Origin of the sequence: Algibacter lectus (assembly GCF_900112395.1) — a bacterium.
In the GTDB taxonomy this organism is placed as follows: Bacteria; Bacteroidota; Bacteroidia; order Flavobacteriales; family Flavobacteriaceae; genus Algibacter; species Algibacter lectus.
On the sequence record NZ_FOLN01000008.1, the window covers coordinates 172724 to 189771 of the forward strand.

Below are 17048 nucleotides of genomic sequence, written 5' to 3' on the forward strand. Positions count from 1 at the left end.
GATGAAGATAAAATTATTTATACTATTTATAGTTTGTAATCTGTCGGTTTTTGCACAACAAGAACCACAGTACACACAATATATGTACAATATGAGCATGGTGAATCCTGCTTATATGATAAACGAGCCAAGCCTTGTAGAAGTTGGTGCTTTGCATCGAACACAATGGGTCGGTATTGATGGGGCTCCAAAAACAACTAATGTTTTTGCTAATATTCCGTTGAATGAAAAAATAGAATTAAGCGTTAATTATTTAAATGATAATATAGGTGGAAATGTAAATACAAGTGAAAACGTATTTAATGTAGATGCAGCTTATAAAATTAATTTAAATAAAGAGCTTAATTTGTCTTTTGGATTAAAAGCCGGCTTCGATCATTTAAATTTTAGTGCTATTGGTAGTAATGTGTCTGCCGATCCTTCTTTTGGAAACACTAATAAAACGGTTTTAAATATTGGAGCAGGAGCCTTTTTATTTCATAAAAATTATTACGTCGGGTTATCGTCACCAAATTTAATTCCTGCCGATTTAAGTGTTAATGATGGTGTGATATACAACAACAGTATTCATGGGTTTTTAATTGCAGGTTACATTTATGAATTGAATGATTTGTTTAAAATAAAACCATCAACTGTTATGAAATTTGCTGGAGGAGCGCCTTTGTCTTTTGATGTTTCTGCAAATGTTCTTTATGATAATAAATTCGAATTAGGGGTGTCTTACCGATATCAAGACGCTGTTTCTGGTTTGGCTGTTTTCAACATAACACCAGATTTACGCATCGGTTATTCGCACGATTTTAATACGAGCCAATTAAAAAGTTACAACAATGGAAGTCACGAGTTTGTTTTGCTTTATAGGTTTGATGTATTAGGTTTAAGTAAAAAATATTCATCTCCAAGATTCTACTAATATGATTAAGAAAATAACTTTAATTTTTGCAATCTGTTTTATGTCTCAGTTGGCCGTTGGCCAAAAATCTAGAGGCGATCGTTTTTTCGAAAAAGGAGATTACATCAACGCAGCAAAATATTACGAAACGGCCTTAGAAAAGGAACGTCATAAAAAAGATCTAGAAAATATAGCGGAATGTTATTACAATACGTTTCAGTATCGATTAGCATCCCGACATTTAAAGCAATTGGTAAAAGGTCGATTTGGCGAAAAGGATAAAAGCTACAACAATGAATACAACTTCAAGCTGTATCAAATACTTTCTGCCTTGGGAGATTATGAGGTTGCTTTGGTGTATTTAAAATTGTATAAAGAGAATAATTCTGCAACGTTAGATGTTGCCGAATCTATCGAAACCATTGAAGCTTTCAAACTTAAAACACCAGATTATAAAATTGAAAAAGCGCATTTCAATTCTGAAGCTTCAGATTTTGGAGCGGTAAAGTTTGGGGATAGTGTTTATTTTACTTCCGATAGAGATGTAAATCAATTATTCGGAAAAACTTATAAATGGACGCATCAGCCATTTTTAGATATTTATGTAACTGCTGTAAACAAAGATCTTGATACTGTTGGCTATACAAAAGCATTACCGAAAATTATCAATTCTAAATATCACGAAGGAAATTTCTGTTTTAGTAAAGATGGTAATACCTTATATATTTCAAGAAGCAATATTGTAGATGGTAAGCGTGAATTTAACGATGCCAAAACCAATGATATTCACATTTATAAATGGGTAAAAGAGAATGGAAAATGGTTGAAGCCAGTGAAATTAGCGTTTAATAAAAACGGATTCTCATATCAGCACCCAGCTTTAAGTCCAGATGGTAGCAAATTATACTTCTCGTCTAATTTAGAAGGGGGTTTTGGAAGTTTCGATTTGTATTACGTTACTTTAAGTGAAGATGAAATTAGCGAGCCCGTAAACTTAGGAGCTGAAATAAATACAGAGAATAGGGAGCATTTTCCTTTTATATCAGAAGAAGGACATTTGTTTTTTGCGTCTAACGGACATTTAGGTTTGGGTATGTTGGATAATTTTGTTTCGGAGTTGGTGGATAATGTATTTACTGCGCCAACAAATTTAGGTGTGCCAATCAATTCTCAATACGATGATTTCGGAATAAATTATTACAACGAAAATGAAGGCTTTTTTGCTTCGAATAGAAATAAAAAAGACGATAATATTTTCAAGTTTAAACAATCGGGGCCAATATTTATTAGAGAGTATATCAATACATTTGAAATTCGAGATGCTGTTACAAAAGAATATATTCCTAACGCTCAAGTTTTTTTAAGCAACCGCAAAAAAGCAGAGATTTATAGCAATACCTTAGATGATACTTCTGTTTTTAACATGAATTTGTTAGCAGATCATTACGAGCTTAAAGCTGAAAGTGAAGGGTATTATGCAAAAACACTCCCAGTAGAAGTTCTAGAAAAACAAGATCAAAAACATGTATTGTATTTAAAGCAAATCCCGCCACCACCACCTGTAGTTGTAGACCCTGTGGATGCTATAATTACAGAAAAGAAAATAGATAAGAAATTAAAAGAAGAAGATCCAACGAGGTTTGCTTTGCTTACCGATGTCGATGGACCACCGGTTATAGAGAAAGATGGTAAATTGTTTTTTAAGTTAGCACCTATTTATTTCGATTTTGGTACTTGGAATATTAGAGCAGATTCTAAAAAAATATTAGACGAATTATCTGCGAAATTAGAACGTTATCCTGATATATATTTAAAAATTAGTGCACATACCGATAGTCGTGGTAGTGCAAAATACAATCAAATTTTATCAGAGCGTCGTGCAGAATCTACAAGAAATTACATAGCTTTGGAAGGTTATATTAACGCTCGTAGATTATCGTTTAAAGGTTTTGGAGAAATGGAGCCTATTGTGCCGTGCCCTATGCTAAATTGTACAGAAGATGAGCACCAGCTTAACAGACGAAGCGAGTTCGAAATTATTAAATATTAAAGTTTTATGAAACAATATAAATGTGTCATTTTCGATTGCGATGGTGTTTTGGTGGATAGTGAACCTTTAAGCATACAGGTGTTAGTAGATATCGCAAATGAATATGGAGCGAATATTGATTTAGCTTACGGAATGGAACATTTTAAAGGAAGTTTCTTCGATGCCTGTAAACGTATGATTTCTGAATTAGCACAAAAAGAATTACCAGATTCTTTAGAGAGTGAATACAGACAGCGCAGTTTTGAAGCTTTTAAAAAAGATATGAAACCCGTTGAAGGTGTTAAGGGGGTTCTGAAAAATATAAATAGGCCATTCTGTGTTGCGTCTAGCGGTCCAGAAGATAAAATAGAACTTAATTTAGGGCTTACCGGTTTGTTATCTTTCTTCGAAAATAAAATATTTAGTTGCTATAAAATCCAAAAATGGAAACCAGATCCAGCAGTGTTTTTATGGGCAGCCGAAACTATGGGGTTTAAGCCAGAAGAATGTGTTGTAATTGAAGATAGTATATCAGGAGTTCGTGCGGCAAAAGCTGGTGGATTCGATGTTTTTGGCTACGTAGCTCACGATTATAATAACCAATTAAAAGATGAAGCGACCCAAACTTTTGATAGTATGGATAAGCTTTTAAGTATGATTTAAAACACCTTTTTGTTACATGAGGCTAGAATATGGGCTTCATTGAAATAATAAAAATCACAATTTCCATTAAAAATATATCTATGAAGAAAAAGTACACTTTAATTGCATTTCTGTTTTTGTCTTTAAATGTTATGGCGATGCAAATTTTTGTTAAACTTAGTGATGGTAAGACTATAGCCTTAGAGGTTGAAGCAAATGATACAATTGATAATGTAAAAGCAAAAATTCAAGATAAGGAAGGTATACCTCCAAATGAACAAGTTTTAAAATACAACGGTCAGACTTTAGAGGATGGACGTACGCTAGCTGATTATAATATTCAAAAAGAATCTACTTTGTTTTTAGAGTCGTCTACATTATCAGTAAATAATTTAGCGAATGTAGAGTGTAAATTATCCGTATATCCGGTGCCTGCTAAAAATTATATTTCTATTTCTAATTTAAAAGAAGTTAAAACATACCGTATTCTAAATGTACTAGGACAAGGAGTTCAGGAAGGTGTTGTTTCTAGTGGTAAAGATCGAATTGATATTCAAAGTTTAGATAGAGGTTTTTATGTTTTGAATTTTAAAAATGAAGAATCATTACGTTTCTTGAAAGAATAAGCGGTTTCTTTTTATTGAAATCTCTAGACGGAATCTTTCTGTCTATTCCTTTCTTAAATTATTGATAGCATTTACAACAGCACTATGGCTAACAGGATTGTTTGCAAAATGTTCAACTAGAATCACTTTTTCTGCATCATTAGCTTCAAACTGATTTAAAATATTCATAAGGTGCATTTTCATGTGTCCTTTTTGAATACCAGTAGTTGTAAGCGAACGCAATGCTGCGAAGTTTTGTGCTAATCCTGCAACTGCTACAATAGACATCAACTCTTTTGCCGATGGTTTATGGAGTAATTCTAAAGCTAATTTAACCAAAGGGTGTAAGCCTGTTAATCCGCCAACGGTACCCAAAGCTAATGGTATTTCCATCCAAAAGGTAAATATGCCGTTTTCAATTTTAGAGTGCGATAAGCTACTGTATTTTCCGTTTCTAGAAGCATAAGCATGTACGCCAGCCTCTACAGCTCTAAAATCGTTTCCGGTGGCAAGTACAACAGCATCAATACCATTCATAATACCTTTATTATGAGTCACGGCTCTATAAGGTTCTACTTCTGCAATATTTACAGCTCTCACAAATTTTTCAGCGAAAGCTTTACCAGAAATGGCTTTATTTTCACTTAAATCTTCCACCTTACAACTTACCTCGGCACGCACTAAACATTCGGGTACGTAGTTAGAAAGGATGCTCATCACTATTTCTAGATGCTTTTCTTCTTCACAAAAACCAGAAAATAATAAAGCCTCATTTTTAAAGGTTTTTGCAAATTGCTCTAGACAAGAATTTATAAAATTAGCACCCATGGCATCTAGCGTTTCAAAAGAGGCGTGTAGTTGGTAGTAGCCTTCAATATCGGCTGTTTTATCTCGTAATTCAATATCTAGAATACCACCGCCACGAGCTTCCATGTTTTTGGTAAGTGGCTTAGCTTCGGTAATTAATTTTTGTTTTACGGTGTCGAAAAACGATTTTAGATTTTCATAATCACCATGAAACATAAAATGAACTTGTCCAATTTTTGTAGTAGAAATTACAGTAGTTTTAAAACCACCTCTGTCTAGCCAAAATTTTGCAGCTTTACTTGCTGCGGCTACAACAGAGCTTTCTTCAATAGCCATTGGTATGGCGTAAAGCGTTTCGTTTATTAAAAAGTTAGGAGCAACACCAAGTGGTAAATAATAATTACTAATGGTGTTTTCTATAAACTCATCATGTAATTGCTGTAGCTTTTCGTTATCATTCCAGTATTGTTTTAAAACAGCTTTCGTGTTTTCTGCATTGGCAAAATAGGTATTTGCAATCCAGTCAATTTTTTTAGATTTAGATAATTTTGAAAATCCAGCAATCGTTTTACTCATAATTTGTTCATTTAACGGTGTAAAGATAATACTCTTCTTATAATTAATCGTGAACTTGAGTTTTACTAGTTATTTATGTGTTAATATTATCGTTTTTTTGAAGTATTTTTACTAAACTTGCCGGTATTATGAGAAATAAACATCAATTTTAATGAAATACCTAAGATTCAGCTTTCAAATTTGTCTTTTTTTTACAGCCGTATTATCTGCTCAAAATAAAGAGGTTACTCTAGAAGAAATATGGAACGGAACATTTAGAACTGAAAGGCTGGATGCTTTACATTCTATGGCTAATGGTCAGCAATATTCTGTTTTAAATTTTAATCGTGAAGCACGAAGTACTTCTATAGATATCTACGATTATAAAACCTTAGAAAAGGTAAATACTTTGGTTAGTTCTAGTGATTTACCGAGTGTAGATTATTTTACGGATTACACGTTTAGTGCGGATGAAAGTCAAATTATATTAGCCACAAACGAGGAGTCCATCTTCCGTCATTCAGTACTTGGGCATTATTATATCTACGATGTAAAAAGTAAAAGTTTAACTTTAATTTCTGAAGAAAAAATACAAGAGCCAACGTTGTCTCCTAACGGAGATAAAGTAGCTTTTGCCAGAAATAATAATTTATATATTAAGGATTTAGTAACAACTGAAACTTTTCAAATAACCTTTGATGGTGTAAAAAATAAAATTATTAATGGTATTACAGATTGGGTTTACGAGGAAGAATTTGCCTTTGTTCGCGCCTTCGATTGGAATGCCGATGGAACTCAAATAGCATACATTAGATTTGATGAAACCAACGTGCCTGAATTCTCGATGGATGTTTATGGTAAGGGGCTGTACCAAACACAAGAAGTGTTTAAATATCCTAAAGCTGGTGAAGCTAATTCTAATGTGTCACTTCATGTTTATAACTTGAAAACGACAAAAACAGCTAAAGTTAATTTAGGAGAAAAGATTGAATATATAGCGAGAATTGAATGGACTAAAAACGCTGATGTTTTAAGTGCCCAGGTTTTAAATCGTCATCAAAATAAATTAGACTTATTAGCTTATAACGCTGCTGAGAATAAAACTAGTGTATTGCTAATTGAAGAAGATAAAGCTTATGTTGATGTTACCGATAATTTAACGTTTTTGAAAGATAATAGTTTTATCTGGACGAGCGAAAAGGATGGCTATAATCACATTTACCACTACAGTAAAGATGGTAAGTTGATAAACCAAATAACTAAAGGAGCTTGGGAAGTAACCAATTACTATGGTTTTAATGAAAAAGCGAAAACTATTTTTTATCAATCGGTAGAAAATGGATCGATAAATCGTGATGTTTATTCTATTAAATTAAACGGTAGGAGCAAAACAAGACTAACCCAAGATGAAGGAACAAATGGGGCCGATTTTAGTGCCGATTTTTCATATTTTATAAATACATTTTCTAACGCTTCAACACCACCAAGATATACTTTAAACAGTGCTTCTTCTGGTAAGGTGATTAAGTTGATAAAAAATAATGAAGCGCTATCCAAAACGCTTTCAGAATATAAAATTTCTAACAAAGAATTTAGCACAATTGCTATAAACGGAAACGATTTAAATATGTGGACGGTTAAGCCTACAGATTTTGATCCTTCAAAACAGTATCCGTTATTAATGTTTCAGTACTCTGGACCAGGTTCGCAACAAGTTGCAAATAGTTGGATAAGTTCTAACGATTATTGGTATCAATTATTGGCGCAAAAAGGCTATATTGTAGCCTGTGTTGACGGACGAGGAACTGGGTTTAAAGGTGCTGATTTTAAAAAAGTAACTCAAAATGAATTAGGGAAATACGAAGTTGAAGATCAAATTGCTGCGGCTAAGCAGTTAGCGGCTTTACCTTATATAGATGCCGAGCGTATTGGTATTTGGGGATGGAGCTTTGGTGGCTTTATGAGTAGTAACTGTTTGTTTAAAGGGAATGATGTTTTTAAAATGGCAATAGCTGTTGCGCCGGTAAGTAGCTGGCGTTTTTACGATTCTATTTACACAGAGCGTTACATGGCAACACCACAAGAGAATTCAAGTGGTTATGATGAAAATTCGCCTATAAATCATGTTGAAAAACTTAAAGGAGATTTTCTTTTAATTCATGGTTCTGGAGATGATAATGTGCATGTGCAAAACACAATGCGTTTGGTTGAAGCCTTAGTGCAAGCAAACAAACAATTTGATTGGGGGATTTATCCAGATAAAAACCATGGTATTTATGGTGGTAATACAAGGTTGCATTTATATACAAAAATGACCAACTTTTTAGATAAAAATCTAGGTGATAAAATAAGCAAGAAATAATAAAAGCATAATTAACTAACAACAAATTTATGGCAGCTAAGGCATTGCAACCACATCAAAAGGAGTTATTTGGACAACCAATAGGACTGTATATTTTATTTTTAACCGAAATGTGGGAACGCTTTTCATACTACGGTATGCGTGCCTTATTGGTGTTGTATATGACTACGCAAACTACGGGAGATGCTAGAGGTGCAGGTTTAGCCTGGACAGACCAAGAAGCTTTAGCGCTTTACGGTTGGTATACTATGCTGGTTTATGTAATGTCTATCCCAGGAGGAATGATTGCAGATAAATTGATTGGTCAGAAAAAAGCCGTCCTATATGGAGCCGTTATTTTATGTATTGGTCATGCCGTTTTAGTACTTACTGATATTTGGGCATTTTATACCGGTTTAGGTTTAGTTATTCTAGGTGTTGGTTTATTAAAACCTAACATTTCTACTATGGTTGGTGGCTTGTATAAGGCAGGTGATATTAGACGTGATAAAGGATTTAGTATTTTTTATATAGGTATTAACTTAGGGTCGCTTTTAGCAACTATGATTGTTGGTGGTGTTGTTGCAAAATGGGGATGGCATGCTGGTTTCGGGTTAGCAGGTGTTGTTATGGTTCTTGGATTAATAAACTATATCGCTGGTCAAAAATATTTATCTCAGGTCGGTAACTTTATACCGAGCACAAATGATAAAAACGAGGTGTCTTACGGTCAGTTGTATTCTGAGTTGTTTAGTTCTCCAAAACAATTAATGTTTGCAGGTGTATTATTAGCGGCATCTTTATTTGGTTGGTATGCTATGGGCTGGGGTTATGGTCTATTGTTTTTGTTTTTAACAGCAATAGCGTCTTTATTAATGATGATTTATAAAGATTTAGATACGCAAGTGTATAAAGATCGTTTTGTTGTGTTACTGCTATCATTCATTATGGTAATTATCTTTTGGGGCGCTTTTGAGCAAGCCGGAGGGTTAATTAATTTATATACAGATACTAAGACGGATAGAGTGTTGTTTGGTTGGGAAATACCAACAGTTATGTTTCAAAGTTTAAATGCCGGATTTATTATTCTTCTTGCAACTACTGTAGCTGGTATTTGGGCTAAACGAAAACTAAAAGGAAGAGAAGCTTCTTCTATATTTAAAATGGCAGCAGGTATTATAATCATGGGCTTTGGTTTTCTATTCATGGTATTTGCAGCCATGGAGTTTGAAAAATCTGGAACGTCTAGCATGATTTGGTTAGTGTTAGCTTATTTATTTCATACCATTGGAGAGCTTTGTATTTCGCCAGTTGCGCTTTCTTTTATAACAAAATTAGCGCCTGTTAAATACGCTTCATTAATGATGGGAGTTTATTTCGCTGCCACTGGTCTTGGTAATAAAGTCGCTGGTGTTATAGGTGAATCTGCAAGTGAATTTGGAGAGCTTAATATTTTTGCAGGAATTGTAATTTTTACTGTAGTTATTGGTGTATTATTTATAATAATTTTGAAGCCATTAAAACGGTTAACTCATGGAGCGGAAGAAAGCGAACGCGTTTTAAAAAACGAAGAAGCTGAAGGTTTCGAATTAGCTGAAAACTAAAAAGTACATAACCCTCTTTTGAGGGTTTTCTTCATTATAACCATTAAATATTCTTTTTATGAATACAGATATTGAAAATCTATTTAAAGACAAAGTAATAGGGCATCCTGCAGGTTTGTTTATTATTTTCTTTACAGAAATGTGGGAACGTTTTTCATTCTACGGAATGCGTATTCTTTTAGTATTGTTTTTAACTGCACCTATGCTTGGCACTAATCCAGGTTGGGAGTGGCCTCGTGAGCATGCTTTGGCTTTAATTGGAACTTATGGTTCTATGCTGTATTTAACCCCTATTATTGGTGGTTGGGTCGCCGATAAAATTACGGGTTATAAATGGGCTGTAATTATTGGTTGCTTCTTCATGATGCTTGGTCATTTATCTATGGTTTTTGAAACACCTTGGTCTTTGTATTTAGGTTTGGCTTTATTAATTGTTGGTACAGGTTTTTTTAAGCCTAATATGACTTCTATGATTTCTGAAATGTACAAAGGCAAAGAGTCTAAAAAAGATGGCGCTTATACTATTTATTATATGGGTGTAAATGCTGGAGCTTTCTTCGGAATGATGCTTTGTGGTTATTTAGCAGAAAATATTGGTTGGAGCTATGGTTTTGGACTGGCAGGTATCTTTATGTTACTTGGTCTAATTCAGTTTTGGTTAGCAAAAGACTTTTTTGGACAAATTGGTGAAAAACCATCTAAAGTGCATGAAGTAGAATTGCCTCAAAATATTAATGAAAGAAATCCTAAAGAACAAGATGCAACAGAGCATGTTGAGAAGTTAAATCCTTTTACTTCTGTAGATAAGGTGTTGATAATTTTATCTGCACTAGGAGGCTTTTTATATCTTTTAAACGATCCAATTTCTAAGATAGGAAACGTTAATTTGTTAAACTTCAAATTAGGAGGTTTAGATGGTTCTAGTGTTACTGTTTTAACGGCGTTAGTTCTGTTTTTATATTTAATAATAACACGTATTTCTCGATATTCTAGAATTGTGCGCGATAAAATTATTGCAGTGTCTGTTTTTGCTGTATTTACAGTAATATTCTTTGCAGCTTTCGAGCAAGCTTTAGGCTCTATGACGCTTTTTGCTAGAGATTATACAGAGCGTGCCCTTACTGGTAGTTCTGCAACAATTTTTAAAGTTATCGATTTAATATTAACTGTAGGTCCATTAGCAATTATCACTTATGTTTTACTTTTGCTTTTCAAAAAAACATATAAGAAAATCTTATTGTCAAATATAATTCTGAGCTTGTCTTTTGTGTTTCTATGGTATATTGTTTATTATAAAATTAATAATGAATTCAGTAAAGATGCTACTGAAGTACCTGCAACTTGGTTTGGTATTTTAAATTCATTTTTCATAATTACATTAGCACCATTATTTTCTAGATGGTGGGAAAGTAAATATAACCCGAGTGCAGCCACAAAGTATGGTATTGGTTTATTGCTTTTAGGTTTAGGTTTTGGTGTGTTAGTTTTTGGTACATTGGGTATTCCGCAAGGCGCAAAAACAGCATCGGTTAGTATGGTGTTCTTAATATTGGCTTACCTGTTACATACTATGGGAGAATTGTGTATTTCTCCGGTAGGTTTATCATACTTAAGTAAATTAGTTCCGGGTAGAATGATTGGGTTTATGTTCGGTATTTGGTATTTAGCCATTGCTATCGGTCAAAAAGCAGCGGGAACTATGGGAGGCATGATTGATAAGATTACTGCAGAGTATTCTCTAAGTAGTTTTTTCTTGATATTTACTATTGTTCCGGCAATATTTGCGTTAATTTCATTAGTGCTGAATCCTTTACTTAAAAGGCTTATGCATGGTGTACGATAATAAAATAAAATGTTAAAATATATAAGAACGCTCCTTTTTTAGGGGCGTTTTTTGTAAGTTAGGTACGGCTTTTGTTACTTTTGTAACAGGTTAACAGTTTTAAATAATAAATATGAAGCTGAATACATTAAAATTAATTGCAATGAAAAAAATAACATTCGTGTTTTTATTGACGCTTATTACTACGGTTTACGTAAGCGCACAAGAAATTAACTGGTTAACTTTAGATGAGGCTATAGCGCTTCAAAAGAAAGAGCCAAAAAAAATTATGATGGATATTTATACCAACTGGTGTGGGCCATGTAAAATGTTAGATAAAAATACGTTTCAAAATAAAGAAGTAGCAGACTATGTAAATAAACATTATTATGCTGTTAAATTAAATGGAGAAGGAAATGATGTGGTAACGTATAAAGATAAAGCATACGGTAACCCTAATTACGACCCGGCAAAAGCAAATAGGCGTAATTCTGCGCACGAATTAGCGCGCTATTTCCAAATAAACGCCTATCCAACAGTTTTGTTCTTTGATGAAACAGCTGAGGTTATTACGCCGTTAAGAGGATATCAAACACCTCCGCAATTAGAGTTGTATTTAAAAATGTTTAAAAACGACGATCACAAAAATATTAAAACACAAGATGAATTTAATACGTATTACAATGCGTTTAAAGCAGAATTTAAAGGGTAGTTATAGTAGTCCTGAATAGATTCTAATATTCAATTATAAAAGCTCCCTTTTCATGCGTGTCATGGAAAGGGAGTTTTCGTTTTTTACAAATAGCTTTCCATTGTTTGGTGTATGATTTATAATTGCTGCCATCTGCAATTATGTATTTGGGGTGAATAGAATCGATTAATCTATTTAGGTTTATTTTGGGTGATTGACGTAGTAGAACATAATCGGGATTAAACGATTTGACATGGTAGGTGTTTAAGCTATCTACAATTAAAAGTTTTTTGTTTTTCAACAGATAAATAGATTGAAGTTTATTGTATTCAATGTTGTTAATAGAATGGCCTACGGTATAGGTTTTTATAGTTGAATTTTTTAAAAGGGCCATGCTATCTAAATCATGAGCTACGCTTAATTTGTTTTGCATCGTGTTGCTAATCATGCTAAAGCGACTTTTATGAAACACCACAAATTGATTAGAAGGTTTTCTGAAATTTGTGTAAATAAGAGCACACTGAAAACTAATTACAGCTAAAAGCGCCCATTTTAAAATAGAAAACTTATAATTTTTACAGATTTGTATTATTGAAAAAATCATAAGATAAGACGTTAATACATGCCAGATGGTAAAATGAATATCGTTGAAGATAAATGAATCTTGTTGAGAAATAACACTCATAATATAATTCATGCCGCTAATAATATATCTAAAAAAGTCTGCTAAAAATGGAGGTAATATATTTAGAGATGCCATTAGAATCACAACAATTCCTAGACCTAAAATAATAGCTAACGGCGGAATAATAATGATGCTGGATAACAGGAATAGTCCCGCGAATTGATGAAAATAAAAGAGTAGAAGCGGAGCAATACCAAATTGAGCCGCGATACTTATAGTAATAGTATGCCAATAAATATCTAGTAATTTGTTTTTTGGTTGCCATAATTTATAAATCATCGGGTCTATGTAGACAATAGCAAATACAGCCATATAGCTCAATTGAAAACCAACATCGAATATGTAGAGTGGTTTCAGTAATAAAATAACGAAAATTGAAATAGCCAAAGTGTTGTATATATTAGTTGGCCTTTTTAAGTTGTTTGCAATGGCAACAATACTAAACATGGTTACTGCTCGAGTTACCGATGCTGTTAAGCCAGCAATTACCGCAAAACTCCATAGAATGATAAGTATTAAAATTGTTTTTTGAAGTTTACCAAATTTTAAGCGTTCCATCGGTTTTAAAACCCAGTTTAGGAGAATTAGTATAACTCCAATGTGGAGTCCTGAAATAGCCAATATATGTATAGCTCCTGCATTTCTGTAATCGCTATAAATGTCTTCACTGAGGTCTTGTCTTTGCCCCAGAAAAAGCGCATTAATTACAGCGAGTTCGTCGGGTTTAAAATGATATTTTTTTAATTTTGAATTAATAAATTGTCGAGTAGCATTTGCGTATCCAAATACCGTATGTGTGTTATCGCTAATTAAAAATAGCTCGGTAGGTTTTAAGCTGACTTGGTGATAAATGTATTTCTTTTCTAAATACGATTCGTAATCAAATTGAAAAGGATTTAACGGATAGCCTAAGCTTTTAAAATTGTTCTTTGTAGAGAATATAGCGTCTACGTTAAGTGTCGGTTTTAAAGTGTCTTTTGCTATGCTTAGTAGTAGTTTTCCTTGGGTTCGGTTAGTGTCAACTTGTAAAACATCAATAATATATTTGTCGTAAAAAGTATTGGATTTTAAAACTTCTCGAATTCTGAAAGTGATAGCATGAGCAGAGTCATCTTCATTTAAAAGATATTGGCTGTAATGGTTGTTAAAATTTTGTTGATTATGGATGTTTACAGTGAGAATTCCAATCGAAATCATTAAGGTAAAAGCAGTAATCCCAAACCAAATAGTTTTAAAAAACTGTTTTCTAGATATAAAATAAGTGAAGCCTAACAGTAATGATGCAGCTAGTGTAAAATACATAGCCATCATTATTGGAATGGGAATAAAATACCCAATTAAAATGCCTATCACTAGGCAAATGGTTAGTTTAATTATGGTAAAATTGAGGATTTTCATAATTAAACTAAGATATAAAATATCTTATAAAATCCGACGAGCTTCGTAAAAAGCTTTATGCCAGTAAGTTTCGTTTATCCAAGAAGTCATTACGCCTTTGCTGCTCGTGGCGTGTATAAACTCAATGTCGTTGTTTTCTATAGAGACAATAAGTCCAACATGGTTAATTGCATTTCTTCTATTGCCGGTTTTAAAGAATAACAAATCGCCTTTATGAACATCTTTTAAATTGATTTTATCGCCACGCTTGGCCATGTCTCGGGAAATTCTGGGTAAATTAACGTCATAAGCTCTAAACGATTCGTAAATTAAGCCCGAACAATCCATTCCTGCTTTTGTAGTGCCACCCCATTTGTATCGAACGCCTTCAAAACTTTCAGCATATTCAATAATGTTGTCGGCTTTGGTTCTTCTGCTATTTGCGTTTCTTGGTGTATATTTTTTTTCTTCGGAAGAAATAACTACTCGACCATTTTCGTTTGCATCCGATTTTTTTGTTATTATTTTAGAAGAGGAATTTGAACTTCTTTTAGATCGTTTTGAAGATTTACAGCTGCTAAAACTAATGAATAGGGCGAGTATAAAAATGATTTTTTTCATATAAAGATTAACCTTTTATGGCGTTGTATATTAATTTTGCGGTTTTTTCGCTAGCGCCTTTTCCGCCAAGGGCTTTTTCCAATTCATAATACTCTAAAAAGAGTTTTTTTCGGCCTTCTTTGTCCAAGATACGCTCTAACTCTTTTTTAAGATTTTTTTTATTAAAATCCCCTTGAATAAGCTCTGTTACCACTTCGCGGTCCATGACTAAATTGACTAAGGATATAAACTTTAATGTAATAATGCGTTTAGCAATTTGGTAAGATATTGCGCTGCCTTTATAGCACACCACTTGTGGTACTTTAAATAATGCGGTTTCTAGTGTAGCCGTTCCTGAGGTGACTAAAGCTGCTGTCGAAATACTTAACAAATCGTAAGTTTTATTATCAATAAATTTTACGTTAGCCGATTTAATAAAGGTTTTATAGAAACTGTAATCCTGACTGGGAGCCCCGGCAATTACAAATTGGTAGGTTTTAAAATCGTTAACAAGACTAAGCATTACCGATAGCATTTTTGTGATTTCTTGCTTTCGGCTTCCGGGTAATAAGGCAATAATAGGTTTGTCGCTAAGTTGGTGTGTTTCTCTAAATGCTTTTTCGCTTACTTGCTCACGGTTGGCAATAGCATCAATAAGTGGGTGGCCAACAAAATGAACGTTGTAATCGTACATTTTATAGAAATCCTCAACAAAAGGAAGAATAACATACATGGCATCCACATCGTGTTTTATATCTTTAACACGACTTGCTCGAGAGGCCCAAACTTGTGGTGAAATATAATAGTGTGTTTTAAAATTGGCAGCTTTGGCCCATTTCGCAATGCGTAAATTAAAGCCCGAATTATCAATAAAAATAACAACGTCTGGTTTATAGTCAGTAATATCTTCTTTACAAAAGCTTATAAATTTAGATATTTTTCGAAGATTCATAATAACCTCTATAAACCCCATAAAAGCACGTTCCTTGTAGTGAGTTACTAAAGTGCCGCCAACGGATTGCATGAGGTCGCCGCCCCAAAATCTAATCTCGGCATTTGGGTCTTCTTGAAACAAGGCTTTCATTAGGTTTGAGCCATGTAAATCTCCCGATGCTTCACCTGCTATTATGTAATATTTCATGTGCTATAACTTTTAAGTTGGGGTGATTTTAATTTCTAAAGCATTTTAAAAAGAAACGTAAACACAGCAATAAAAACAGTGACTAATAAAACACCTCTGGCGCGATAATCTTCTTTTCTTCTTATAAAAATAAAAAAACTAATAAGGTTTAAAACCGCACCTAAGCTAATTAGTTTTCCTAAAAAGCCTTCTGCGGCTGCAGCTTTAATTACAGTTGTAAAATCGTCACCTCTACCAAGTAGCGTTGCGGTTAAAATTAAGCCAACAGCATTTGCTATTAATCCAACGAGCATGCCTATAAAAATTTCTTTTTTCATCTATTTTAAATTCCAAGTATTTAGTTGTTGTATAAAGTGGTGTGCGGTTAAATCGAACTGTACGGGAACTACAGAAACATAGTGGTTTTCAAGCGCCCATTCGTCAGTGTCTTCACCGTTGTCTAAGTTTACAAATTTACCCGAAAGCCAATAGTAATCTTTCCCTTGTGGATTTTTGCGTTTATCGAAAGATTCTACCCAATTCGATTTTGCTTGTCTACAAATTTTGATGCCTTTTATGTCTCCACTTTTAGCATTTGGTATGTTTACATTTAGAACAACTCCTTTGGGTAAGCCTGATTTTAGTACATTTTCGGTAACCTTTTTTACGTAAGGTTTAGAAGCTTCAAAGTTAGCATCCCATGCGTAATCGAGTAAAGAAAAACCAATAGCCGGAATACCTTCAATACCTGCTTCAATAGCGGCACTCATGGTGCCAGAATAAATAACGTTTATGGCAGAGTTAGATCCATGATTTATTCCCGAAACACAAAGGTCTGGCTTTCGTGGCAGTAATTCTCTAATGGCTATTTTTACGCAATCGGCAGGTGTTCCAGAACAGCTAAACTCTTTTTGTGGCCCTTTACTAATTTCTACGTTTTGAGCAAAAAGCATAGCGTCTAACGTAATAGCGTGCCCCATGCCACTTTGCGGACTATCAGGAGCTACTACAAAAACATCGCCTAAATTAACCATAACTTCAATTAAAGCTCTAATTCCTGGAGCAGTAATGCCGTCATCATTCGTAATTAAAATAAGGGGTTTTTTCGACATAATTTGTTCTTAAATTATAATGCTAAAATACATAATTTCGATGGTAAACGTCTTATTTCTTCTGTTTAACAAAAAATTAGTAGCAAAAACCGATTGTTGGCATAGTTTTTTCTCTATTTTAGTAAAATGATATAAAATTCCCTAAAGAATTTTGAAATACAGAAGA

14 protein-coding genes are annotated in these 17048 nt (G+C 33.5%); 8 read left to right on the forward strand and 6 right to left on the reverse strand.

The features are described 5' to 3' along the window. Position 1 precedes the first annotated feature (1 nt). From BM246_RS14500 to BM246_RS20020, 4 genes are all read left to right on the forward strand, one after another. Positions 2-913 carry a PorP/SprF family type IX secretion system membrane protein gene (locus BM246_RS14500; RefSeq protein ID WP_042504268.1) on the forward strand — a complete coding sequence of 304 codons (912 nt, stop codon included), beginning with the start codon at positions 2-4 and terminating at the stop codon, positions 911-913. A gap of 1 nt (position 914) precedes the next feature. After that, on the forward strand, positions 915-2942 hold the full coding sequence (locus BM246_RS14505; RefSeq protein WP_074938870.1) for an OmpA family protein: 2028 nt from the start codon (positions 915-917) through the stop codon (positions 2940-2942). A gap of 6 nt (positions 2943-2948) precedes the next feature. Next, positions 2949-3584: an HAD family hydrolase gene (locus BM246_RS14510; protein ID WP_074938872.1), complete on the forward strand. Its 636-nt coding sequence runs from the start codon at positions 2949-2951 to the stop codon at positions 3582-3584. A gap of 80 nt (positions 3585-3664) precedes the next feature. Then, the gene (locus tag BM246_RS20020) at positions 3665-4189 is read left to right on the forward strand and encodes a ubiquitin-like protein (RefSeq protein WP_175489805.1); all 525 of its coding nucleotides are present in this window, start codon (positions 3665-3667) and stop codon (positions 4187-4189) included. Positions 4190-4231: 42 nt separating this feature from the next. Here the strand turns inward: BM246_RS20020 and BM246_RS14520 are convergent, their stop codons facing one another. Beyond that, positions 4232-5551 (reverse strand): hydroxymethylglutaryl-CoA reductase, degradative, encoded by a 1320-nt coding sequence (locus BM246_RS14520; RefSeq protein ID WP_074938874.1) that lies wholly within the window; start codon positions 5549-5551, stop codon positions 4232-4234. Positions 5552-5702: 151 nt separating this feature from the next. On the opposite strand from BM246_RS14520, the gene BM246_RS14525 reads away from it, so the two are divergent. The 4 genes from BM246_RS14525 to BM246_RS14540 all read left to right on the forward strand — a co-directional run bounded on the left by BM246_RS14525 (position 5703) and on the right by BM246_RS14540 (position 12009). Then, positions 5703-7892: a S9 family peptidase gene (locus tag BM246_RS14525; RefSeq protein ID WP_074938876.1), complete on the forward strand. Its 2190-nt coding sequence runs from the start codon at positions 5703-5705 to the stop codon at positions 7890-7892. A gap of 29 nt (positions 7893-7921) precedes the next feature. Further along, a complete protein-coding gene (locus BM246_RS14530; RefSeq protein ID WP_042504262.1) occupies positions 7922-9475 on the forward strand; it encodes a peptide MFS transporter in 1554 nt (517 codons plus the stop codon). Positions 9476-9533: 58 nt separating this feature from the next. After that, positions 9534-11318 carry a peptide MFS transporter gene (locus BM246_RS14535; protein WP_074938878.1) on the forward strand — a complete coding sequence of 595 codons (1785 nt, stop codon included), beginning with the start codon at positions 9534-9536 and terminating at the stop codon, positions 11316-11318. Between the two features lie 142 nt (positions 11319-11460). Next, the gene (locus BM246_RS14540) at positions 11461-12009 is read left to right on the forward strand and encodes a thioredoxin family protein (RefSeq protein WP_074938924.1); all 549 of its coding nucleotides are present in this window, start codon (positions 11461-11463) and stop codon (positions 12007-12009) included. Positions 12010-12031: 22 nt separating this feature from the next. Here BM246_RS14540 and BM246_RS14545 read toward each other — a convergent pair whose 3' ends face one another. From BM246_RS14545 to surE, 5 genes are all read right to left on the reverse strand, one after another. After that, entirely contained in the window at positions 12032-14026 is a 1995-nt protein-coding gene (locus tag BM246_RS14545) for a ComEC/Rec2 family competence protein (RefSeq protein WP_231961866.1), read from the reverse strand. 69 nt (positions 14027-14095) lie between these two features. After that, entirely contained in the window at positions 14096-14671 is a 576-nt protein-coding gene (locus BM246_RS14550; protein ID WP_074938882.1) for a C40 family peptidase, read from the reverse strand. A 7-nt stretch (positions 14672-14678) separates the two neighbouring features. Further along, on the reverse strand, positions 14679-15791 hold the full coding sequence (lpxB, locus tag BM246_RS14555) for a lipid-A-disaccharide synthase (RefSeq protein WP_074938884.1): 1113 nt from the start codon (positions 15789-15791) through the stop codon (positions 14679-14681). A 35-nt stretch (positions 15792-15826) separates the two neighbouring features. Then, positions 15827-16108: a hypothetical protein gene (locus BM246_RS14560; protein WP_042497073.1), complete on the reverse strand. Its 282-nt coding sequence runs from the start codon at positions 16106-16108 to the stop codon at positions 15827-15829. Continuing rightward, positions 16109-16882 (reverse strand): 5'/3'-nucleotidase SurE, encoded by a 774-nt coding sequence (gene surE, locus BM246_RS14565; protein WP_074938886.1) that lies wholly within the window; start codon positions 16880-16882, stop codon positions 16109-16111. Positions 16883-17048 lie beyond the last annotated feature (166 nt).